Origin of the sequence: Hymenobacter sp. CRA2 (assembly GCF_002007105.1) — a bacterium.
In the GTDB taxonomy this organism is placed as follows: domain Bacteria; phylum Bacteroidota; class Bacteroidia; order Cytophagales; family Hymenobacteraceae; genus Solirubrum.
This window is the reverse complement of the sequence record NZ_MVBC01000017.1, coordinates 1-23202: the sequence shown is the minus strand read 5'-3', so window position 1 is coordinate 23202 and position 23202 is coordinate 1. Positions and strand designations below refer to the sequence as shown.

At 62.7% G+C, this 23202-nt stretch carries 16 protein-coding genes and 1 riboswitch; of the genes, 8 read left to right on the top strand and 8 right to left on the bottom strand.

Annotation, left to right across the window (positions count from 1 at the left end):
- Positions 1–3501: a gliding motility-associated C-terminal domain-containing protein gene (locus tag B0919_RS21210; RefSeq protein ID WP_078014306.1), complete on the bottom strand. Its 3501-nt coding sequence runs from the start codon at positions 3499–3501 to the stop codon at positions 1–3.
- A 248-nt stretch (positions 3502–3749) separates the two neighbouring features.
- Here B0919_RS21210 and B0919_RS21205 point away from each other — a divergent pair, with 248 nt between their 5' ends.
- From B0919_RS21205 to B0919_RS21195, 3 genes are all read left to right on the top strand, one after another.
- Complete coding sequence (locus B0919_RS21205) at positions 3750–4736, top strand: endonuclease/exonuclease/phosphatase family protein (protein WP_176133163.1); 987 nt, start codon at positions 3750–3752, stop codon at positions 4734–4736.
- A 213-nt stretch (positions 4737–4949) separates the two neighbouring features.
- Positions 4950–6452, top strand: coding sequence for a cysteine--tRNA ligase (gene cysS / locus B0919_RS21200; RefSeq protein ID WP_078014304.1), 1503 nt, complete (start codon positions 4950–4952; stop codon positions 6450–6452).
- 155 nt (positions 6453–6607) lie between these two features.
- The gene (locus tag B0919_RS21195) at positions 6608–7645 is read left to right on the top strand and encodes a M28 family peptidase (RefSeq protein ID WP_176133162.1); all 1038 of its coding nucleotides are present in this window, start codon (positions 6608–6610) and stop codon (positions 7643–7645) included.
- Between the two features lie 124 nt (positions 7646–7769).
- Here the strand turns inward: B0919_RS21195 and B0919_RS21190 are convergent, their stop codons facing one another.
- Positions 7770–8333: a GNAT family N-acetyltransferase gene (locus tag B0919_RS21190; RefSeq protein WP_217701058.1), complete on the bottom strand. Its 564-nt coding sequence runs from the start codon at positions 8331–8333 to the stop codon at positions 7770–7772.
- Between the two features lie 80 nt (positions 8334–8413).
- Between B0919_RS21190 and B0919_RS21185 the strand changes: the two genes are divergently transcribed.
- Both B0919_RS21185 and B0919_RS21180 read left to right on the top strand, forming a co-directional pair.
- On the top strand, positions 8414–9931 hold the full coding sequence (locus tag B0919_RS21185) for an alpha/beta hydrolase (protein WP_078014302.1): 1518 nt from the start codon (positions 8414–8416) through the stop codon (positions 9929–9931).
- Between the two features lie 82 nt (positions 9932–10013).
- The gene (locus B0919_RS21180) at positions 10014–11300 is read left to right on the top strand and encodes a MutS-related protein (RefSeq protein WP_078014301.1); all 1287 of its coding nucleotides are present in this window, start codon (positions 10014–10016) and stop codon (positions 11298–11300) included.
- Between the two features lie 5 nt (positions 11301–11305).
- On the opposite strand, the gene B0919_RS21175 is transcribed toward B0919_RS21180, so the two are convergent.
- Positions 11306–12208, bottom strand: coding sequence for an LD-carboxypeptidase (locus B0919_RS21175; protein WP_078014300.1), 903 nt, complete (start codon positions 12206–12208; stop codon positions 11306–11308).
- A gap of 142 nt (positions 12209–12350) precedes the next feature.
- On the opposite strand from B0919_RS21175, the gene B0919_RS21170 reads away from it, so the two are divergent.
- Entirely contained in the window at positions 12351–13034 is a 684-nt protein-coding gene (locus B0919_RS21170) for a carboxypeptidase-like regulatory domain-containing protein (RefSeq protein WP_078014299.1), read from the top strand.
- Between the two features lie 185 nt (positions 13035–13219).
- Here the strand turns inward: B0919_RS21170 and B0919_RS21165 are convergent, their stop codons facing one another.
- From B0919_RS21165 to B0919_RS21150, 4 genes are all read right to left on the bottom strand, one after another.
- Entirely contained in the window at positions 13220–14491 is a 1272-nt protein-coding gene (locus B0919_RS21165; protein ID WP_078014298.1) for a homoserine dehydrogenase, read from the bottom strand.
- Positions 14469–15503, bottom strand: a complete 1035-nt coding sequence (gene metX / locus B0919_RS21160; protein ID WP_078014297.1) for a homoserine O-acetyltransferase family protein — start codon at positions 15501–15503, stop codon at positions 14469–14471. Before metX ends, B0919_RS21165 begins: the two co-directional genes overlap by 23 nt.
- 211 nt (positions 15504–15714) lie before the next feature.
- Positions 15715–17100, bottom strand: coding sequence for an O-acetylhomoserine aminocarboxypropyltransferase/cysteine synthase family protein (locus B0919_RS21155; protein ID WP_078014296.1), 1386 nt, complete (start codon positions 17098–17100; stop codon positions 15715–15717).
- A gap of 377 nt (positions 17101–17477) precedes the next feature.
- Positions 17478–17599: riboswitch (SAM riboswitch) on the bottom strand.
- A gap of 353 nt (positions 17600–17952) precedes the next feature.
- On the bottom strand, positions 17953–18264 hold the full coding sequence (locus tag B0919_RS21150; RefSeq protein ID WP_078014295.1) for a LysM peptidoglycan-binding domain-containing protein: 312 nt from the start codon (positions 18262–18264) through the stop codon (positions 17953–17955).
- Positions 18265–18467: 203 nt separating this feature from the next.
- Here B0919_RS21150 and B0919_RS21145 point away from each other — a divergent pair, with 203 nt between their 5' ends.
- Positions 18468–18887, top strand: a complete 420-nt coding sequence (locus B0919_RS21145) for a lipocalin family protein (protein WP_078014294.1) — start codon at positions 18468–18470, stop codon at positions 18885–18887.
- 244 nt (positions 18888–19131) lie between these two features.
- Here the strand turns inward: B0919_RS21145 and B0919_RS21140 are convergent, their stop codons facing one another.
- Positions 19132–20205: a YbhN family protein gene (locus B0919_RS21140; protein WP_078014293.1), complete on the bottom strand. Its 1074-nt coding sequence runs from the start codon at positions 20203–20205 to the stop codon at positions 19132–19134.
- A 243-nt stretch (positions 20206–20448) separates the two neighbouring features.
- Between B0919_RS21140 and dxs the strand changes: the two genes are divergently transcribed.
- Positions 20449–22392 carry a 1-deoxy-D-xylulose-5-phosphate synthase gene (gene dxs, locus B0919_RS21135; protein WP_078014292.1) on the top strand — a complete coding sequence of 648 codons (1944 nt, stop codon included), beginning with the start codon at positions 20449–20451 and terminating at the stop codon, positions 22390–22392.
- The last annotated feature ends 810 nt before the right edge of the window (positions 22393–23202 follow it).

The window sequence follows — 23202 nt, the reverse complement described above, 5'->3', positions numbered from 1 at the left end:
TTAGCGTTGAATTTCTAGCCAGCCCTTGGCTTTTCGTCCTTCTGTATCGGTGACCTGGTAGTAATACACCCCGGCTGGCAGCGTGGCGCCGCCCCAGTTGTTGCGGTAGTCCTTGCTTTCGTACACTTGGTTGCCCCAGCGCGAAAATACCTTCAGCGTCACGGGCAGGCAGCTCAGGCGCTGCTCAAACACGTCGTTGAGGCTGTCCCCGTTGGGCGTGATGATGTTGGGCAGGTACGGGTCGCCGATGTACACCGGGGCCAGCTGCGTGGTAGAGTTGCAGGTGCTGTTATAGTAAGCCGTGAAGCGGACGGTGTACGTGCCCGGCTTCTCGTAGGTGTGCGTGGGGAATTGCTCGTGGCTGTGCGGGGTGTTGTCGCCAAAGTCCCAGTCGTAGCTGCTGGCAAACAGCATCTGGTGCTCAAACGTGTGCGTGAAGGGCGCAATGCCCGTGTAGTAGGGCATGGCCTCCGTGGCGCGGGGTTTCACCGGGCAGTTAGGCAGGTTCAGGGGCTGGTTGTTGCGGTTTTCGGGCACCAGCATCACGCGCAGCTGGGCCGCGTTCAGGCAGCCCGTGGGCGAGCGGTACGTGTAGGTCAGCATCACGGGGCCGCTGCTAGCCGGGGGCGTAAACATGCCCGCCGGCGTGCAGCCCTGGCCGCTCCAGGTGCCGCCGGCCGGTGTGCCGCGCAACTGGTACGGCGCGCGTTGGAAGGCGCACAACGCCGTGTCGCGGCCGGCCACCACTACGGGCAACTCGTTGACGAGGATGCTCTGCTGGGCCGAGCCGCATTGCAGCGTGGGCAGGGTATAGGTGATGGTATGGCGCCCCGGTCCGGCCACGCGCGGGTTGAACAGGTCGCCGATTACGCCGGGGCCGCTGAACGTGCCGCCGGCCGGCTGGGCCGTCATGCGCAGTGAGGCTTCGTCGCGGCAGATCTGCTGCGGCAGCACGAAGGTCACCGGCGTAATGGGCAGCACGTTCATGGTCAGGGTGCTGGTGGTAACGCAGGTGCCCGTGCTGGCCACCTGATACGTGAGTACCTGTGCGCCCACGCCCACCGTGGCCGGGGAAAAGGTGTAGCCCGTGGCCACGGTGCCCGTTACGCCCCTGCCGCTCCATTCGCCGCCCGCGGGGCTGCCACCCAGGCGTACCGGCGTTGCATCCACGCAAATGCTCTGGTTGGGGCCTGCCACGGCCGCATTGATTTCAAAGTCAATCTTGAAAGCTGCGTTGTTGCACTTAGCAGGCGAGTTGTTGCTGGTGGAATACGTGCCGGCGCCTTGCGGGAAGGGAAAGTTGGACGAGCCGCCGCAGCCGCCGCACACGGCCTGGTACACGAACCCGCGCCGGTCAAAGCGCGAGGTGCCGCCGTCGACGTGCTCCTCGCTATTGCCGCCAAAGTACGTGGCGTACTGCAGGCTGCCCATCGAGGGCGTAAACTGCACCAGGTAGAAGTCGTTGCCGTCGGTGGTGCGCTGCATGGCGTTGCCCGTCACGGTCATGTTGCGCACGTCCTGGTTGTTGTAGGGCGGCTCCTGGTTGATGTCGCCACCCCAGCCGCTGACGTAAATCCGCTCGCACTGATCCACCAGGAAGGCCGTGGGGGAGATGTCCGGATTGGCCCGGCCCGTGCCGAACACGGTGCTGATGGAGGCGCTGCCCAGATCCGGCGCCAGCTTGTTGATGAACTGTCGGCCGTTCAGGTTGCGGTACACGTTGCCGACGGCCGGCCAGCTGCCGCGCGTCTGACCCAGCACGTACACGCTGCCAAAGTCGTCCAGCTGCACGAAATACGCCTGATCGTAGCTGCCGGTGCCCAGGTACGTTGCCCGCTGCGCCTGGTAAGCAGTCCGGCCCACGGTAGGCGTCAGGCGCAGCACGAATCCATCGACGCCGCCTCCCGTGGCCGGCTGGTAAGCCCCGCCCGACGGGGTCAAGTCGGCGCTGGCCGTGCCACCGGCCAGGTAAATGTCGCGGGCCGCGTTCAGCTGGATGGAATAGGCCGCGTCGGCGTTGGTGCCGCCGAAGTAGCTCGACCAGGTGAGAGCGTTGAGCGTGGGCGAAAGCCGCGCCACTACGGCATCAGTCGATCCGCCACGGTGGTTGGCCTGCGCCGGGTTGACCATCGGAAAGTTCGTGGACGTGGTGCTGGAAGCGAGGTACACGTTGTCATCGGCATCCACGGTGATGTCGCCGCGGAACTGGTCCCCGTAGTTGCGCACCAGCTGGCTGCTGTTGCCGCTCAGCGTGAGCAGTCCGTCGTTATTGCTGCCGCCGAGGTAGGTAGAGCCCACCAGCGCGCTGCCATTAGCCGTCAGACGCGTTACCACCAGGTCCGAGCCGTGGTCGTAGGTGATGCCATTCAGCGGGGTCACGTAAGTACCGCCGTTGAAGGAACGGTTGAATCCATCGCTCGAAACGGGGTAATTGCCGGAAGAAGTGGTACCCAGGATGATCAGGTCGCCCCGGCTGTTGACCACCATGCTGTGCGGTACATCGGCCTGCGCGCCGCCGATGTAGGTAGCCCACAGGCGCGAAGCCGGCCCGGTAGCGGCCGTGTTGAACTTGATGATGGCTATGTCCACTATCCCGCCGAAGGAGGTGTCAAAGGCCCCGTTGGTGACGGGGTAGCCCGTGGCCAGCGCAATGCCGCCGGAGTACATGTTGCCCTGCTGGTCGTAGGTAGCCGTGAAGCCCCAGTTGTCGCCCGTGGCGCCCGTGAACGTGGAGAAGATAACCGTCGGGTCGATGGTCAGCGGGCGTTTGTGGTCGTAGCTGCCGAGCTGGAAGCTCACGTCGTGCCCGTTGAGCACGTAGCGGCAAGTCACGGGTTGGCGCTGGCCGGCCGCATCCAGTTGCCAGGCTTTCGGCGCCAGTTCCACCACCTGGCCTACGGACGTGCGGATTTCCAGGGCCCCGTCGGCGCGTAGCCGCAGGGCATCTGTTCCGTCGTAGCGCAGCCGAATGCGGTCGGGGTCGGCTTTGGCGGCCAGCTCGAAGTCGTACTCAAACTGCCCCTGCCGGTTTTCGTACAGGCGCGCATCGATGCCACTCCACAGGCCCTGGTAGCGCAGCCGCCGGTAGCTCGGCACTTCCCGGGCCCAGGTTTTGGCGTCGTTGCCGAGCAGGTAGTTGCGGACCTCGCCGGTGCGCTCCTCGGGCTGCAGCGCTACGCCGGGGCGGGCCCCCACGAAGCGCATGGTGTAGGCGTGGGCCTTGATCTTGTCGGTAGGCTCCGGCGTATTAGGCTCGTGGTGGCCGTGGTGGCGCGCGGCCAGCTGCGCCGGATCGACTAAGCTGTACGTCAGGCCGCCGGGCTCCACAAACATGCGGCCGGCCGGCAACGGGGCCGCAAAACGGGCGCGCTGGTCCCACTGGCCCTTGTTTTCGATAAATTCCAGGCTGCGCGTCGGCGGCTCGATGCCCGCCTGCGCCAGCAGCGGCCCACCCCACAAAATCAACAGGCCTATGACGCGGCCAAGCGTAGAAAGATGCATACAGTGTTAATAAACTAGTGACTCGAAGATACGACGAAAACAGGGGGCTATTGCACGAATCACCCGTTCATGTGGCCGGCGCCAAAATGCGTCGTAGGTTTGTGTTTTCACGGTTTGGATGGTTCGCGGTGCGTCGCTCGTTTGCTTTTAAGCTGACCCTTTTAGTGGTTGTGTGGTTGCTTCTGGCCATAGGGTGCATGCAAGTGCCTCCCAGGTTGCTTTGGCCCTTAGCTTTTGGCGCACTTACCATGCCAGTTGCCTTGCTGCTCAATGCGGTGGCGCTGGGCTACTGGCTTATGCGCCGCTGGCCCGTAGCCTTGCTGCCCCTGGCGGCGCTGCTGCTGACTTGGCCCCACCTGATGCGCGGCCTGGCCCTGCATCCGCTGCACTCGTTGGCGCCGGCCCCGGAGGCCACGCTGCGCGTCATCAGCGCCAACGTGCGCATTTTCAATGTGTACCCCCAGCTGCGCGACCCGGACCTGCACTCCACCAAGGCCATGATCCGCTACCTGGCCGATAGCCCGGCCGACGTGCTCTGCCTGCAGGAGTTCTATTCCGAGCCGCATCCCTCGCAGGATGGCACCGTGTTCAACACCGAGCGGCAGCTCGGGCGGCTCAGCGGGCGCGAAGCCTTTGTATCTACCTCCCTGGTCAACCGCATCGGTGCCAAGTTCGGCCTAGCCATCTTTTCGCGCTACCCCATTCTGCGGCGCGGCGTGATTCGTTTCGGGGCCCTCACCCAGAACCACGCCATGTGGGCCGATGTGCGCCTGCCGGCCGGCGACACGCTGCGGGTGTTCAACGCCCACCTGCAGAGCATGAGCATGGCCGAGCAGGACATCGTGCAGAGCTATTCCAGCAAAAGCGGCTTCAAAGCCAAAGGCATGGGCCTGCTGCGGCGCTTCAAGCGCGGCTTTGTGGCCCGCAGCAGCCAGGTGGATACGCTGGTGCACCGCATCGAAAGCAGCCCGTACCCCGTGCTGCTCTGCGGCGACCTGAACGACCTGCCCTACAGCTACACCTACGACCAGCTGGCCGACCACCTGCAGAACGCCTGGGCCGCCGTGGGCACCGGGGTGGGCGCGTCCTACAACGGCAAGCTGCCCCTGCTGCGCATCGATAATCAGTTTATCAGCCCCGAGTGGGAGGTGCTCAGCTGCCGCGTGCGCCGCGACCTGCCGTATTCCGACCATTTTCCGCTGGAAGCTGAGTACCGCCGGGCCCAGCCGAAGTAACCAGCCTGAAAGCCAGACTGCTACCGCGCTGCGGAGCTGTGGTGCCGGCTTTGCCGCCCGGGCGGAGTGGCTTGTTAATTCATTCCGCGCGTAACCGCGGCGGCCTCGGGCTGTTGTGCAAGCCCGGTCCCGGTAACTCTGCGGGCCGAATCTTGGTACCGCTTACTGAATCTTGGCTGGTTTCGGCTTCGGCCGAACCGCTACCTTTGCCCCATGCAACACCCACTGTCGCTCCACAACACCCTTACGCGCAAGAAAGAACCGTTCGTCCCCGTGCACGCGCCCTTCGTGGGCGTGTACCTCTGCGGCCCGACGGTATACTCGGAGGCGCACGTGGGCAACGCCCGCGGTCCGGTGGTGTTCGACGTGCTCACGCGCTACCTGCGCCACCTCGGCTACACCGTGCGCTACGTGCGCAACATCACCGACGTAGGCCACTTGGTGGGCGACGCCGACGAGGGCGAGGACAAAATCAGCAAAATGGCCCGGGCCCAGAAGCTGGAGCCCATGCAGGTGGCCCAGGAGTATGCCAACCGCTACCGCCGCCACATGGACGCGCTGGGCTGCCTGGCGCCCGACATCGAGCCGCTGGCTACCGGCCACATCATCGAGCAGATTCAGATGATTGAGGAAATCATCCAGAACGGCTTCGCCTACGAGGTGAGCGGTTCGGTGTACTTCGACGTGCCCAAGTACAACGCCGAGGGCAACAACTACGGCAAGCTCTCCAACCGCGTGACCGACGAGCTGCTGGCCGGCTCGCGCGACAACCTCGCCGGGCAGGACGAAAAGCGCAGCCCGCTGGACTTCGCCCTCTGGAAGCGCGCCGATGAGCGCCACCTCATGCGCTGGCCTTCGCCTTGGGGCGAGGGTTTTCCGGGCTGGCACCTGGAGTGCTCAGCCATGAGCCGCAAATACCTCGGGCAAGTCTCGGATATTCACGGTGGTGGGCTGGATCTGATGTTTCCGCACCACGAGTGCGAAATAGCTCAGAGCCAGGCCAGTCACTCGCACACCGACGAGGCGCGGGTGTGGCTGCACAACAACATGATTACGGTGAACGGCCAGAAGATGAGCAAGTCCTTCGGCAACTTCATCACCATCTCGGAGCTGTTCAGCGGCCGCCACGCGTCTTTGTCGCAGGCCTACTCGCCCATGGTGGTGCGCTTCTTCCTGCTGCAGGCGCACTATCGCAGCACCGTCGACATCAGCGACGAGGGCCTGAAAGCGGCCAGCAAAGGCTACCGCAAGCTCATGAACGGCCTGCGCCAGATCGAGCGGCTGCAGCTGCCCGAGGGCACCGAGCGCGCCGCCGACACCGAGAAAGCCGACGCCGAGCTGCGCAAGCTGGTTGCCGACTGCTTCGTGGGTCTGAACGACGACCTGAACACGGCCCGCGCCATTGCCTCGCTCTTCAACCTGCTGCGTAAGTTCAACGGCTACTACAACCAGCCCGCCACCTTGGCGCAGATAGGCGAGGAAGCTCTGGCCGAAGCCACGGCCGCGTACCGCACGCTGGTAGTGGATATCTTGGGCCTGCGCGACGAGCCGCGCGCCAACGCCGAGGAGTTGCTGGGTCTCACGCTCCAGTTCTATGCCGAAGCCAAGCAGGCCAAGGACTACGCCAAGGTGGACACCATCCGGGCCGCGCTCAAGGAGCAGGGCATCCTGGTGAAGGATACCAAGGCCGGCGTCGACTGGGCCTACGAAGAGTAAGCTTCCGGCAGCCTCACGGCTTTTGCTAACACGTCATGCTGCGCCCCGCGAAGCATTTCTGCCGAACGATTTCGTTCAGACGAAACGGTAGAGATACTTCGCGGGGCGCAGCATGACGTTCTTACGTAGATTTGTTTGCTCTTTCTGATCATTCCATGATTCTGACTTCTCTGCGCCTGTTGTGGCGCCCTGCCGCTTTGCTTGCCGCCACGGTGCTGCTCACGGCCTGCCCCGATAAGAAACCGGCCACCACGGACACGGCCGCCTCGACGGAGGAAGCCATGCGCAAGGCGCCGGCTTTCAATGCCGATTCGGCCTACCAGTTCACGGCCAAGCAGGTGAGCTTTGGTCCGCGCGTACCCAATAGCACGGCGCACGTGCGCTGCGGCGACTGGATCATCGGGGAGTTTCGCAAAATGGGCTTACAGGTGCAGGAGCAGCCGTTTACGGCCATGGCTTTTGACGGCAAGCAGCTGCGCAGCCGCAACATCATCGCGCAGTTCAACCCCAAGGCGACACGCCGCGTGGCCCTGTTTGCACACTGGGACACCCGCCCCTTCGCCGACAAGGACAAGCAGAAACCCAACGCGCCCCTGGATGGGGCCAGCGACGGGGCTTCGGGCGTGGCCGTAGCGCTGGAAATTGCCCGGCAGCTCGCCGCGCAGACCGATTCAGCCCAGCCCGCCGTGGGCGTAGACTTCATCCTCTTCGACTCTGAGGATTACGGCTACGACGAATCGACCCAGAGCAACCTGGAAAACAAGCTGGCTGGCCAGAACGTGGACAGCTGGTGCCTCGGCTCGCAGTACTGGGCCAAGAACGTGGTGCCCGTCAACTACAAAGCGGAGTACGGCATCCTGTTCGATATGGTAGGGGCGAAGGGCGCCCGGTTCTCGCGCGAGGAAATTTCGCGTCAGAAGGCCAACGACGTGGTGGGCAAGGTGTGGGACGTGGCCAACCGCCTTGGCTACTCCGATTACTTCATTGCGCAAGACGCGGCCGGCATCACCGATGACCACGTGTACACCAACCAGGCCGGCGTGCGCACCATCGACCTGATCGACCACGTGCCCTTCGGCGACGAGTACTTCCCTGCCTATCACCACACCACACAGGACAACATGAGCATCATCGACCGCAACACGCTGAAGGCCGTGGGCCAAACGGTGCTGCAGACGATTTACCAGGAGTAGCTTCGCAGAGCACCCTACAACAAGAAAGGCCCGGCGTCAACCGGGCCTTTCTTGTTGTAGGGTGCTTGGGTAGGTTTTCGACAGGTGAGGCGCCGGCCTTGCGAGGTTCGGCGAAGTCAGCTTATCAGGGCTGCGCTGATAGCAGCTTATAGTACACCACCGTGGCCTGCAGCTCACCTTTTTCATTGCGCACAAACTCCGGGATTTCGCCCGCGCGTGCGTAGCCCTGGCTTTGGTAAAGCTGCTCCGACACGTCGCCCAGGCGGGTATCGAGTACCAACGTGGTCCGGTGCAGCTCCCGCGCTGCCGCTTCCACGGCCTGCAGCAGCTGCCGCCCAAGGCCGAGCCGCCGGTGCCGGGAGTGCACCAGCAGCTTGCAGACTTCGGCGCGGTGCGGGGCATTGGTTTTGTGCACCGGGTCGAGCTGCACGGTGCCGAGCAGCTGCCCATCTTCTTCCGCTACCAGCAGCACCCGTTGCTGCGTTTCGATGGCCTCGACAACGCCCTGCCAGTAATCGGCCGCCTCGGCGGGCGCCAGCGGCAGCAGAAAGCCGACGGAAGATCCGTTGTTTACGGAGTCCACGAGCAAGTCCACCAAGGACGGCAGGTGCTGACGGGCTTCCGGGGCAGAGAGTTGCCGAATCGTCATGGCAAGGAAAAACTGGGCGTAGGTAGTTGGGAAAGGCAAGGCAAAATAGCAGTTAGCTACCAACGCCGTCAACGCCAGCGGCCTGAGCCCGTATCTTCCGCCATCAACGGACGCTGCCTATGCCTGTGAAGTACCTGGCTTGCCTGCTGACGCTGCTTGTCTGGCTGACCCAGCCGGCCCTGGCGCAGCTCGATACTACCGGCGGTAAATTCTACCAGCCGCTCTACAGCGACCCGGCCCCCAGCGTAAGCACTGGCGTGGCATTCGGCTCTTACCCGACCAGCCAGAGCAGCACCCAGCCCCTGCTGATGGATGTGTATCAGCCCATAGGCGGGCCCAACACGCCGCGGCCGCTCATCATTCTGGCCCACGGCGGCGCTTTCGTGTTCGGCAACCGCGCCGACTACGACGTGACCGAGCTGTGTCGGCGCTTTGCCCGCCTTGGCTACGTCACGGCCAGCATCGACTACCGGCTGGAGTCACCCTTCACGTACTCTGGGGCGCGGGCCGTAGTGCAGGCTATGCAGGATATGCGCGCCGCCGTGCGCTTCTTCCGGCAGGACGCGGCCACCACGAATAGCTACAACATCAACCCCGACTACATCTTCGTGGGCGGCTCGTCGGCCGGGGCGCTGACGGCCTTGCACGTGGCCTACCTGGATCAGCAGGCCGAGCTCGATGCCCTGAATGCGGGCGTACCGGGCGGGCTGGAGGGCAGCGGCGGCAACCCCGGCTACAGCAGCGCCGTGCGCGCCGTCATCAACCTCTGCGGGGCCCTGGGCCGCAGCGCGTGGCTGGGCCCCGGCGACGAACCGCTGGTAAGCGTGCACGGCACCATGGACGCGGTAGTGCCCTACGGCCGCGGCAGCACCTTCACCGGCGACATCGTGTACGGCAGCGGGGCCCTGCATCCCCGGGCCGATTCGGTTGGGGTGCTTAACCGGCTGCGCACCTTCAAGGGCGCTGGCCACGTGCCCTACAACGGCCTCAGCGCCGCGCAACTGGCCTACATGGACACCACATTCCGGACGGTGCGCGACTTTCTGCGGCCGCTGCTGGCGCAACCGGCTCCCTTGCCGGTGCGCCTGAGCAGCTTTACGGCTGTTCGGCAGGGCGGCACGGTGCTGCTGCGCTGGCAGTCGGCCCAGGAGCTCAACAGTGCCGGCTACGAAGTGCAGGTGTCGGCTGAAGGCAAACAGTACGTCCGGCTGGGATTCGTGCCGAGCTCTGCGGCCACCACCAGCAACTCCGTGAGCTACGAGTTTCGGGACGCGGATGCTGCCGGGCCAGGACTGCGCTACTACCGCCTGCGCCAGCTCGACCTCGACGGTACGGCGCACTATTTCGGCCCGCGCGTGGTGGCGTCAGTGGCCTCCGCAGCCCGGTTGATGGCGTTTCCGAACCCCGTTAATGGCACTGAAGCCTATGCACAAGTAACCGTGACGGCGCCCACCACGGCCCGACTGGAGCTAAGCAACGCGCTGGGCCAGCTATTGTACCAGCAGGAACTAACGCTGCCCGCCGGCCCGACGCGGATCAGTCTGCCCCAGTTCGGCACGTACCCGGCGGGAGCGTATTATTTGGTATTGCACTCCCAGGGCGCTGCACCCCAACGCCTGACGCTGCTAAGGCGCTGATGACCCCGAAATTCGTCCAGCCACACGCAAGCAAACGACCCGGTGCGCGTTGCAGACGCGGACGCTACAGTTCCCGGTCATTATGCTTGTTATCGACGATTTACGGTTAGAAGAAGATATACTGCCGCTGTTTAACCACACCAACAGCGCCGACGGCGAAGCTGCCCTACGGACCTTGCTGCTGCAGTTGCCCGCGTCGCTGGGGCAGGTGCAGGAGCGGCAGGCGGTGGTGTGCGGGCTGTTGGCCCACTGGCCCCGGCTAGCCGATTTTTTCTACTCGCGCATTCAGCAGCTCGACGTCTGGCAGCTGCTGCACGACATCAGTACCCGCCGCCTGGCGCTGGATAGGAGCCGCTGGGTGGCTTGGTTGCGGCTGCTCGTATCGGAAGAGGCGCGTTACGCCCAGCGCGGCAAGTGCGTGCAGCTGATTCTGCTGCTGCGTCGCCTGCGCCAACGCCTGCTGGAGCCGCTGGTCGGGGCGGAGCTGCCAGCCAGCTTCATGGCCCAGCTTACCGTTATCCGGCGGCTGGGCATTGAGCGGCTGGCGCTGGCCGTCGACGAAGACCGTTTCTCATTGGCCCAGCTGGTGGAGCTGGGCCGGCAGCTGCAGAGGCTGACGCCGGAAGACGTGGCAGCTTTCTGGCAGGCTTTCGGGCAGTTCGAAGCTTATTGGTCGGTGGCGTACACGGTGGTGCAGCGCGGCTTTGTGCTGGCCGATTTTGCGCCGGGCACGTTTCAGCTCACCGATTTCTATCACCCGCTGCTGCGGCAGCCGGTCAAGAACTCCTTGCAGCTGCATCCGCCCGAGAATGTGGTGCTGCTGACCGGGCCGAACATGAGCGGCAAATCCACCCTGCTCAAGGCCATCAGCCTGTGCGTGTACCTGGCCCACGCGGGTGTGGGCGTGCCGGCCGTCGGCTGCGTGGTGCCCTTCTTCCAAACTATATCGGTGGCCATCAACCTCAACGACAGCCTGCAGAGCGGTTACAGCCACTTCATGGCCGAAATTCAGAACCTGAAAACCGTGCTGACCTGCGCCCGGCCGGGCCACCCCACCTTCGCCGTGTTCGACGAGATATTCCGCGGCACCAACGTCGACGACGCCCTCGACATCACTCAGGCCACCATTGCCGGGCTGGCCCGTTACCCCAACTCGTACTTTTTCATCTCCACCCACCTGCTACAGCTGCAGGCCCAGCTGCCCGCGCACGCCGTCAATATTTGCCAGCTGTGCATTCACTGCGTGCTGGAAGATGGTATTCCGCGGTTTACTTATCAGCTCCGGCCCGGCTGGACGACCCTGCGCATCGGGCGCATCTTATTCGAACAAGCAGGCTTGCCCAGCTTATTGGCGCCGCCCCTGGCCTGATCCGGCTAGAGGTAGCGGAGGCTGGTGCCGGCGTCGTTCACCACCAGTTCGGCCCGGCGGCCGCAAATCAGCGCCAGGTTGGCCGGTTCGTGGCCCACGGGGAAGCCATACGCTACCGGAAACTGGTACTTGCCCGCGTACGCGTCAATGATTTCGTAGCTGGTCTGGCCGAAGGGAATGGCGTTGTCCTGCGGATTGGTGAAGTGCCCCACGATAAGGCCCGCCAGGTCGCGTAGCTTGCCGGCGCGGTCCAGGTGCACCATCATGCGGTCCACGTTGTAGAGGTACTCGTCGATGTCCTCCAGAAAGAGGATGCGGCCGGCCGTGGGGCAGTCCGAAGCCGTGCCGCTCAGCGTCTGCAGCAGGCTCAGGTTGCCGCCGATGATTTCACCTTCGGCCGTGCCGGGGCGGTTCATCGCATGCGGGGCTACGCTGTAGCTCACCGGCTCACCGAACAAGGCCCGGCGCAGGCTTTCCAGCGCATCGGCGCCGCCTTCCTGGGTGAAGATGAAGGGCATTACGCCGTGGATACTTTCGTGGCCGAGCCGGAGCAGGTGGCAATTGAGCGTGGTGATGTCGGAGAAGCCGGCAATCCACTTCGGGTCCCGGGCGAAGCCGGCAAAGTCGATGTGGTCGATGATGCGGGTGGTGCCGTAGCCGCCGCGGGCTACCAGAATGGCCCGGATGTCGGGGTCGTCGAGCTGGCGCTGAAAGTCGCGGGCCCGTACCTCGTCGCTGCCCCCGAACTGGTGGTGTTCGGCTGCCACCGTTTCACCTAGTACTACTTGCAGCCCCCAGCTTTCCAGCACCGCGATGCTCGGCGCCAGATCCTCGCGCGAGACTTTGCGGGCAGTACACACAATGGCAACTTGGTCGCCGGAGCGGAGGGCAGGGGGCGTGGTGGGCATGAGTTAAGCAGTTATCGGCCGCAAACCTACGGCGCTGCCAGCACCTACACCACGAACCACCAGCAGGGCCAGCCAAAATATTCCTGCACTTTCGTTTCAGTGCCTTATGGATTATTGCTCCAGTTTACATCAGCTATTGCATATGCGCCCTCTATCTACCCTTGCCTGCACCGCCCTGCTGCTGACCAGCTGCACCGCCACTCGCCCGGAGCTAGTGCCCGGCATCTATGTCGAAACGCGGCCCAATGCTGTCCTGTTTTCTAGTAAAGAGCTGCGCCTGTACGCTGGCCATCGGTTCCGCTATTTTCAGCACGAGGACGTGGTAGGCACGGAGCGCGAAGGCGCGGGCACCTACCGACTGCGCGGCCGGCAGCTGGAGCTGCTCTTCGACGGGCAACCAGATACTGTCACTTCCCGCGCCAGCGCGCAGCCCGTGCCTTTCGTCACCGACGAGCCGGAGGTTCAGTTGCTGGTGACTACTTTGGAAGAAACCGGCCATAATGCGACTGTAGGAGGCGCTACTGTGCTGCTACGCGACGCTGCAGGCCGCGTCATCGGCGGAACCTCTACCGGAGCCGACGGCTACGCTGCTTTGCTATTGGCCCAGGGCACTCCACCCAGCACCGTCGAGGTAACCGGAATCGGGTTTGCGACCTGGCGGCAGGCATGGCCCACCCAAGCCGTGCGCTACCACGTGACTTTGGCGCTATACCCGTACAAGCCCTACGCGCCGGGCACCCGCAGGTCGTTTAAAATACTGTCGCAGGTGCCGGGGCGGCTGGTGCTGCAAGACCGCGACACCATCACGCTAGTGGCTCGGCCCTAGCGCCGCATCAGAGGTGGAGCCTGAAAAGGTACTCTAGGTGCCGTGACCTGGGCTGGTAGCAGGGCCTTAAAACCAATCTGCTCCCGAGCTTATACCACGTAACCGGAGGTAAAGCATTTACACCGCTGCAGTGCTGATGCGGCCGTTTCGGCAAAACCAACGAGAGCTTAGCCTATGAAACCGGCTTATTCCGTTTCGAAAACGGCCTCCAGGGACGCCGTTTCGGGTTGCGTTACCGGCCGCACCCGCCCCGTTCGGACCACAAATGCGCCGGCAGCCCGTAGGACATCGCGAAACTGGTGGAGCTGACTCAGTCGCGTGTAGCCGCTGGTATACTCTGCCGCTGAGTCGTGGGCTGTTGCGCTGGTTGGCGCCAGGTCCAGCGCCGCAAGCAGATCTGCCGACGCATTTCGGATGTACACTTCCAGCCCCAGATCAGCCGGTGTAGCTACCGCAGCCGATGCGTCCAGCTTGGCATAAGTGTAGCGGCTGCCCTGGCGCAGCGCCACCAAATCGGCCAGCACGGCCGAGCCGGTAGGGTGGCCGCCGGCCCCGCGGCCCTGCCAGAAGTGCTGTCCGGCAAATTCGCCCTCTACCAGCACCCCGTTGTATTCCCGCTCTACTGCGTACAGCGGCGAATCGGCCGGCACCAGCTGCGGCGTGACGTACACCGTGGCGCCGCCTCCTGGCAGCAGCTGTACCGTAGCCACTACTTTGATTTTCTGGCCGCGCGCCGCCGCGTAGCGGATATCGGCTGATGATACATGCTCGATGCCGAGGTTAAGCACGTCATCGGGGTTGAGCAGCAGACCGCAGACGTGCGCGGCCAGGATGACGGCCTTGGAACGCGGGTCGAAGGCGGCCATGTCGAGCGTGGGGTCGGTTTCGGCGAAGCCCTGCGCCTGGGCTTCGGCCAGGGCCTCGGTGTAGTCGGAGCCGTCCTCACGCATGCGCGTCAGCACGTAGTTGGAGGAGCCGTTGAAGATGCCGCTCACACTGCGCAGCGGTTCCTGGGCAAAATAGCTGTCGATGGTGCGGATAACCGGAATGCTGCCGCACACAGCCGCTTCGTAAAGCAAGGTGCCGCCGAAGTCGCGCTGCAGCTCCAATAGCTCGGGCAGGTGGCGGGCCACCATGGCTTTGTTGGCCGTAGCCACACGTCGGCCGCGGCGCAGAGCTGCACCAACCAGCCGGAAAGCCTCGTCGGCGTCGTCAATGACTTCCACCAGCAAATCCAGTTCGGGGTCGTCAAGCAGGTCGTCGGCGTGAAACTCAAAGCGGTTGGCGGGCAGCGGGCGGAGCTTCGTCGGGTTCTTCACCGCGATGCGCGTCACCGTAAAGCCTGCTTCCGGGTGCTGCTGCAGGATGTTGTAAAGGCCCTGGCCCACGCAACCGAAGCCAATCAGCCCCACGCGGGCCGGCGTGGGCACTGCGTTAGTGGGCGAAAGTCTGGACATAGAATCGTTCGAGGAAGTGCGCGATTTGCGCGGTTTCAATCAGGAAGCCGTCGTGCCCGTAGCCCGATTCCATTTCGGCGTACATGGCCCCCGAAATGTGCCGGGCCAGCAACTGCTGCTCGGCGGGCGGAAACAGCACGTCGGACGAAATGCCGAGCACCAGCGTGCGGGCCCGCACCCGCGCCAGGGCCGCCGCCACGCCACCTCGTCCGCGGCCCACGTGATGCGAGTCCATGATGTGCGAGAGCGTGACGTAGCTGTACGCGTCGAAGCGGGCCGTAAGCTTGTCGCCCTGGTACTGCTGGTAGGAACTGGCCTGGTAAAAGGCCGGCAACTCGTCGCCATTGGGCTCAGCCTGCGTACGGCCGTAGGCCTCGTAGCTGCGGTAGCTTAGCAAGGCCATAGCCCGCGCCGCCCGCAACCCCAGCTTGCCGCCTTCAGGGCCGCCGCCGGCGTAGGTGCAGTCAGCCTGAATGGCCAAGCGCTGCGCCTCGTTGAAGGCAATGCCCCAGGGTGAATGCTGCGCATTGGTAGCCAGCAACACCAAGTGGTCAAACACCTCCGGTTGCTGAATGGCCCACTCCACGGCCTGCTGCCCACCCAAAGAGCCGCCGATGACGGTGTGAATTTTCGTCAGGCATAGGTGTTGCCGCAGCTGCTCGTGCGCCGCCACCAGGTCGCGCACCGTCAGGCGCGGAAATGCGGCGTACAGTGGCTTGTTGCGAGGTGCTACGGGTGTTGTCGGGCCAGTGCTACCGTAGCAGGAGCCGAGCACGTTGGCGCACACGATAAACCAGTCGGCCGGATTGAAATAGGCACCGGGGCTGAACAGGCCCGACCACCAGCTGAGCACGTCGGAGTTGGCCGTGAGGGCGTGGCACACCCAGATGGCGTTGTCGCCCGCTTCGTTGAGGGTGCCGTAGGTGTGGTAGGCAATCTGCACGCCGTCGAGCTGCCCGCCGCACTCCAGCGGCAGCGGCTGCGCAAGCGTCAGCGTTTGGGGGTTACTCATGGCGAGTAGGCAGCAAGGCTAGGTAAAAAGCGCCGCGGGCGGCGCGCAAAAACAATTCTTTGCTTCCGGCCCCTTCCGCAGTGGGAAGAGGCCGGAAAGCAAAGAGGCCGAGACAAGGGCACCGCGTTTTCTCCCGAAACGTGGCGCCCGTCCCCGTCGCTGGCCGGGGGCCGGACCATGGCAGCGGCCGGCCTCCCCGGTCCCTCCCTTGTTAGACTTCCAGCGTGGCGGGGTGTTCGGCTTGTTGCTCGACGAGGATTTCCGTGTCCTGGTCAAAGTCGCGGGTGGCGTCTTCCTTCACCGCGTCGAAGGCGCGTTGCAGGTCACCCTTGATGTCGTCGATGTGCTCAATGCCCAGCGAAAGGCGCAGTAGCGTGGGCGTCACGCCGGCGGCGCGCTGCTCTTCGTCGGAGAGCTGCTGGTGCGTGGTGGCCGAGGGCTGAATGATGAGCGTCTTGGCGTCGCCCACGTTGGCCAGGTGGCTGACCAGCTGCAGGCTGTCGATAAACTTCGTGGCCGTATCCTTCGAGCCTTTGATGGCGAAGGTGAGCACGCCGCCGAAGCCACGCTTCAGGTACTTGGTGGCCAGCTGGTGGTAGGGGCTGCTCTTCAGGCCGGGGTAGTTCACGGCTTCCACCTGCGGGTGCTGCTCCAGCCACTCGGCAATTTTCAGGGCGTTTTCCACGGTGCGGTCCACGCGCAGGCTCAGCGTTTCGAGGCCGATGAGCAGCTGCCAGGCGTTGAACGGGCTCTGCGAAGGACCAAAGTCGCGCAGGCCTTCTACCCGGGCGCGGATGATAAAGGCGATGTTGCCAAACGGCCCGTTTTTGCCGAACACGTCGTTAAACACCAGCCCGTGGTAGCCTTCCGAGGGCTCGGTAAACTGCGGGTACTTGCCGTTGCCGAAGTCGTAGGTGCCGCCGGCCACAATCACGCCGCCAATGCTGGTGCCGTGCCCGCCAATCCACTTCGTAGCCGATTCCACCACGATGTGCGCGCCGTGCTCCAGCGGCCGGAACAGGTAGCCGCCCGCGCCGAAGGTGTTATCCACAATCAGCGGAATGTCATACTTGTTGGCAATGGCGGCAATAGCTTCAAAGTCAGGAATATTGAAGCCCGGGTTGCCGATGGTTTCCAGGTACAGCGCCTTGGTGTTGTCGTCAATCAGCTTCTCGAAGCTCTCGGGGTTGTCGCCGTCGGCGAAGCGCACTTCGATGCCAAGGCGTTTGAACGCAACCTTGAATTGATTGTACGTGCCGCCGTACAGGAACGAGGTCGACACGAAGTTGTCGCCGGCCTGCAGGATGTTGTTTAGGGCAATGAATTGCGCCGCCTGCCCCGATGCCGTAGCCAGAGCCGCCACACCGCCTTCGAGTGCCGCCACGCGCTGCTCGAATACGTCGGTGGTGGGGTTCATCAGGCGGGTGTATATATTGCCGAACTCCTTCAGTGCAAAGAGGTTGGCACCGTGCTCGGCATTCTTGAATACGTAGGAAGTCGTCTGGAAGAGCGGCACGGCGCGGGCTCCCGTCGTGGGGTCGGGTTGCTGGCCGGCGTGGAGTTGTAGGGTCTCGAACTGGAGGTGCTGAGCAGACATGATGAGGCTGAGAAAGAGGGTTGTAGACGAGGAAGTCGATGCGGGGAGTTAGCCTCACGCGGCCCTAGGGCCGCGTGAGGCTTCAAGTGCGGCTCAGCGCCCGGAGCACAGCTCAACGGGTGCAGCGAAGCCACGCGCCGCCCGGAAGCCCGGCGGCCAAAACGAGTAGGGAAGGGTAGGAGCAGGCCTATTTAGCGGCCCGCGGCGCCGACTACCAACAACAGCAACAACACATCGAGGCAGCGCGCAGAAGCTGCGGCTGCATTCGGGCACGCTCGGCGGCGGGGGCCGCTACGGACAAAGCGGTAGCGGGCGCCGCTGCGGGGAGCGGTGACAAACGATGGTCGGACGTGTGGGGGTAGTGGCTCATGGCACGCGGTTTATTTTTCCCCTTCCTGCAGTGAGCAGTGGGGCAGGATTTGGCACCTGCCAGCTTGTGCATTGCTGGTGGTTGCCAGAGGGTCACGGAGCCTAGTCTCTCGCCTCTTCGGAATAAATGCGTCAAAAAAATCCTGCGCCGGTAGCAGCAGGTGGCACAAAGGTAGTACCGGATGCATAAAACGCAAATCCGGCAAAAAGTTTTTCGGTAACGGAGAAAACATAGCGGAAATAGCCCTACGGGCTAATCAACCCAGAAAATAAAACTCTCGCCCGTCATCCTGAACCGAAGGCGAAGGACTTTATCACGTCTGCACGACAAGCGTATGGACGACTCGTTCTCACGTAGCAAGGTGCTTCGGCTGCGCTTCAGGATGACGGGCGATTTTTTAGCTTTTAGTAATGTATAACCACAAAAAAACGCCCTGGGGGTCGGACCCAGGGCGTTTCTGTATTCAGAGGCGAAAGAAGCTTCTACAGCTTCGGCAGCTGCAACACCTGGCCTACTTCGATGTGGTCGGGGTTGGAGCCGATGGTGGCTTTGTTGGCGTCGTAAATCTGGTGCCACTTGGAGGCGTCGCCGTAGTGGTGCTTGGCGATTTTCGACAGCGAATCACCGCTTACCACGGTGTAGCTTTCGCCTTGCGCAGCAGCCGGTTGAGCAGCGGGCTGCGCGGCTGGTTGAGCTTTGTTGCCGAAAAAATCAGTGGCGCTGCCGGTTTGCGGTTGAGTCGGTTGAACGGGCTTTTTCTCGCCCTTATCGCTCAGGAAATCAAAGAGTCCCATGGTTGTGTCTTGGTTGAGGTGTGGGGAACGGTGACCAACCGCCTGACGGCCAGTTGGTCGGGGTGCTTTACGCGGCCACCCCAGTAGAAGTTGCAAGCTTAACCCTTTGACGGACGGCGCGTAAGAAACGCCGCAGCGGTAGTCAGCTCAACCGACTCCGCGGCTCGTTCTCCCAGTTCCATTCTCCATTCCAGACACCCCCGATGAAACGCCCATTCAACACCCCGCTGCATTATTTGGCTACGCTGCTGATGCTCGTAACCCTGATTACCTACGCCTGCGGCAGCAAGGAAGGCAAAGTAGAAGCCGCCAACATGCTGTATGGCACCGACAGCAAAGTGTGGAAAACCCACAAAGAAGAAGACGCTACCGGCGACAAAGTGAAGCAGACTTCGGAGCAGAAGCAAGAGGAAATTCGCTTTTTCGCCAACGGCCAATACGTAATGTCGTCGCCCACGCAATCGGTTAACGGTAAGTACACCTTCGACCAGGCTGGCAAGAAAATCACGATGACGCCCGACAACGGCAATATGGCCAACACCTTCGACGTGGCCACCCTCACCGATGACCGCCTGACGCTGCGCAGCCCCGAAGGCGCCGAACTGCAGCTGGAATCAGAGTAAGCTGTTCCGATTGATAACAAAAAGCCCCGTCAAGCAAATTGACGGGGCTTTTTGTTTTATCCGTGGCGGGTGATTCTCGCGGAAGAAGATTAGGTTTTGGTCATCCTGAGCCAAAGGCGAAGGACCTTACCACGTCAGATAGCAACTAACTATCCAGGTGTGGCAAGGTCCTTCGCCTTTGACTCAGCATGACGATACGAACAAAGGCACTGCTGCCTTTGCAAAGCATTTGGGCTGCGAGACCTTACGAGGCCATAACCTCTTTCACCGCCTGCTTGCCGAACACCCGGCCCACCCAGCGCGGCAGGAAGATGGTACCGAGCACCAAGTAGAGGTAGTACGTCACAATGCGGTAGAGCAGCAGGATGAAGTTGGTCATCGTATCGGAGCCGGCAAAGGAGCGGAAGAATGTAGGAAACGCTCCTTCCGCAAAGCCCGCGCCGCCCGGCGTAATGGCAATCAGCAGCACGACTTTGTAGACGAAGTTGCGGGCAAAGATGAGCCCGAACGAGCCCCAGGTCACGTCGATAAACGCGGCAATCAAGCAGCCGATAACCAGGTAGCGCGCCGTCCAGACGAAAGCTGTGCTCAGCGCGGCTTCGGACCAATACCGGACGCCGTTGCCGCGCAGCTCTGCCGAGGCATGTACCATCTCAATGCCGTGGTGATAGGCCCGGCGGCGCCAGCGGTGCAGCCCTTTCAGCGAGAACATGCGGACCAAAAAGCGCTTCACGGAAAGCGGGTTGACAAACAGCGCGTAGGCCATCAGGCCCGAATACGCCACGGTCACCACGTAGCTTGTCCAGAAGGCAATCTTGAGCGTGAGCACCAGGCTGGGGTTCAGCACTTCGTGGGGAAAGATGTGCGGTCCTGCCACCAACCACACGATGGGGCCCGCTACCACAAAGTACAGGTTGTCGAGCATGGCCGTAACCATGATGTAGGCCAGTGACTTACCGAGCGTAATACCCTCCTTGTTGAGCAGCAATGACGCAATGGCCGTGCCGCCCACGGCCGAGGGCAGCACGCAGGAGGCAAACTCCCAGATCATGATAACGTCAATGCTTTGCTTCCACGAAAGCTTTTTCTCGGCGATGTGGCGGATGCGGTACATGTAGCCCCAGTCGCGGGCCAGCAGCACCAGCAGCGTGACGAGCAGCCAGCCCGGTTTGGCATTGGCCAGGCCGGCCAAGTCGCCCGGTTTGTAGCTGCGCCAGAACATAAACCCGACCACTCCGAGCCCGATAACGACCGGCAGCAGCATGCGCGAAGGCGACAATTTATCGAGCAGCTGGCGGTCCTGCTGGGGAGTAGTCATGCACTGGGAAGGGAGGTGACAGGCAAAAGTACGGATATAGGGGGCGGTGGGTGTCTTAAAAAAGATTAAGGCCCGATTGCCTGACCGTTAGTGCCCTGGCGCCAGCGGTTCAGCTTGAACTGCTGGTCTGAAAATGTCGTAACTTTGCCTGCTTGCTTATGCCTTATTGTGGCCTCCCCGTAACAATCTGGCAGTTAAATAAGTTAGCGCGTTACCTCCCACCTGTTGCCGTAACCTACCCCGATGATTGTCGAACCCGGACCCCTGCTGGCGGCTATAAACTCGCCCGCTGACCTGAAAGAGTTGCGCGAAGAACAGCTGGTGCAGCTGAGCCAGGAGCTACGGCAGTACATCATCGATACGGTGAGTATCTACGGCGGGCACTTCGGTGCTTCGCTGGGCGTGGTGGAGCTGACGGTGGCTCTGCACTACGTCTTCAACACGCCCTACGACCAGCTGGTGTGGGACGTGGGCCACCAGGCCTACGGCCACAAAATCCTCACCGGCCGCCGCGCGCAGTTCCACACCAACCGCAAGTACGGTGGCCTCTCGGGCTTCCCGAAGCGCAGCGAAAGCGAGTACGACGCCTTCGGGGTGGGCCACAGCAGCACCAGCATCGGGGCGGCGCTGGGCATGGCCGTGGCCTCCGACTACAAAAAGGAGTTCGACCGGCAGCACATTGCCGTCATCGGTGACGGGGCCATGACCGCGGGCATGGCCTTCGAGGCCCTGAACCACGCCGGCGTGGCCAACACTAACCTGCTGGTCATCCTCAACGACAACTGCATGAGCATCGACCCCAACGTGGGCGCGCTCAAGGAATACCTCACCGACATCACCACCTCACGCACCTACAACCGCGTGCGCGACGAGCTGTGGAACGTGCTCGGTAAGCTCTCGAAGTTCGGGCCCAACCCGCAGGCAATTGCCAGCAAAGTCGAGTCGGCCATGAAGGCGACGCTGATGAAGCAGAGCAACCTGTTCGAGTCGTTGAAGTTCCGCTACTTCGGCCCCGTGGATGGGCACGATGTGCAGCACCTGGCCGCTATTCTGAAGGATCTGAAGTCCATTCCCGGCCCCAAGCTGCTGCACTGCGTGACGGTGAAGGGCAAGGGCTACGCGCTGGCCGAGAAAGACCAGACCCTGTGGCACGCGCCCGGCCTGTTCGACAAAATCACGGGGGAGATTTACAAGAAAGTCCCTGCCACGCCGCAGCCACCTAAGTACCAGGACGTGTTCGGCCACACCATGGTGGAACTGGCCGAGCAGAACCCCAAAATCATGGGTGTGACGCCGGCTATGCCCTCGGGCTCGTCGCTGAACATCATGATGACTGCCATGCCCGACCGCGCCTTCGACGTGGGCATTGCCGAGCAGCACGCCGTGACCTTCTCCGCCGGCCTCGCCACGCAGGGCCTAGTGCCGTTCTGCAACATCTATTCGTCCTTCATGCAGCGGGCCTACGACCAGGTGCTGCACGACGTGGCCCTGCAGAACCTGCACGTGGTGTTCTGCCTCGACCGCGCCGGCTTTGCCGGGGCCGACGGCGCCACCCACCACGGCGCCTACGACCTGGCCTACATGCGTTGCGTGCCCAACATGGTCGTCGCCTCGCCCATGAACGAGGAGGAGCTGCGCAACCTGATGTACACCGCCACGCTGCCTGAAAACGCCGGTCCCTTCACCATTCGTTACCCCCGCGGCGAAGGCGTGATGCCAGAGTGGCGCAAGCCCCTGCAGCGCATTGCCGTGGGTACCGGCCGCACCGTGCGCGAAGGCCAGGGCGACGTCGCTATCCTCAGCCTCGGCCACATCGGCAACTACGCCGTGCGCGCCACCCAGCAGCTGCTCACCGAAGGCCTCGATACCGGCCACTACGACCTGCGCTTCTGCAAGCCCCTCGATGAAGAGCTGCTGCACCAGGTATTCAGCCGCTACAAAGCCGTGGTGACGGTGGAAGACGGCTGCCTGCCCGGCGGCTTTGGCGCCGCCGTACTGGAGTTCATGGCCGACCACGGCTACAGTCTGCCCGTCAAGCGCCTCGGCATTCCCGACAAGGTAGTGGAGCACGGCTCCCAGGATGAGCTGTACAAAGAATGCGGCTTCGACGCTGCCGGCATCGCCCAAGCCGTGCGCGACATGCAAGCCAAGGTATCGGCCGCCGCGACGAGCAAGTTGCTGCGCTAGCAGCTTCGAGAAACTGAAAGCAAAACCGCCCCGCTGGATTGGTCCGGCGGGGCGGTTTTGTTTTAGAACGACACTATCAGAACGTCATTCCGAGCGAAGTCGAGGAACTGAAGGAAGGCGTAGCCAATCTCGCGTGCTGACGTCAGGCCTCAACAATTGCTCCCGTTGTCGCAATGCCAAACGTCGTAGAATCCGTTACGCGCAGCTCTACTACTATACCGCCCTCCACCAACCGGTTAATCTGAGCAGTGCGTGCTATTAATGAAGCATTCTGCGGAGGAAAAGCTTCTTGAAAGCCAACGCAGGCTATAGCCAAGACCTCGGAATTCGGAGCTATGACACCAGCTCTGTAGAAGTCATTGATAGAAGCTGCAAGCTGTGGAATTCATTCCTGCACCCTTTCAGAGCGTCTGCGGTGTACGCCGTGCTTGAACTCCACGAAGCGAATTTCCTGCGCGCACACCAGCGCACAGTCGCAGCGCGTCGTATCACCCGAATCGTACAGGCAGCTATCAATAGCCACTAAATGGACCGGCTGCAACTGAGGGTTATGCACCGATAAATCGGTGACCTGCGGCTCGCCTATTCGGCAGTTGCAGGGTGGCCGCCGTTGTGGCTGCCCTGCTTCGGCTTCTGGTAGCGGTGGGTCGTAAACGTGGAATAATACGTCGGTATGTGCGCTAAGAGCGTGTTGGGGAATTGAGTAGGGCGTAAACAGAAACGAGCCAGTAAGTTGGGGCGGGAGTTCCTAGGCTTCCGTTCCCTTATGGTTGAGTGCTTTCAACCCCTTACTGACTCGCAGTGGCAAGG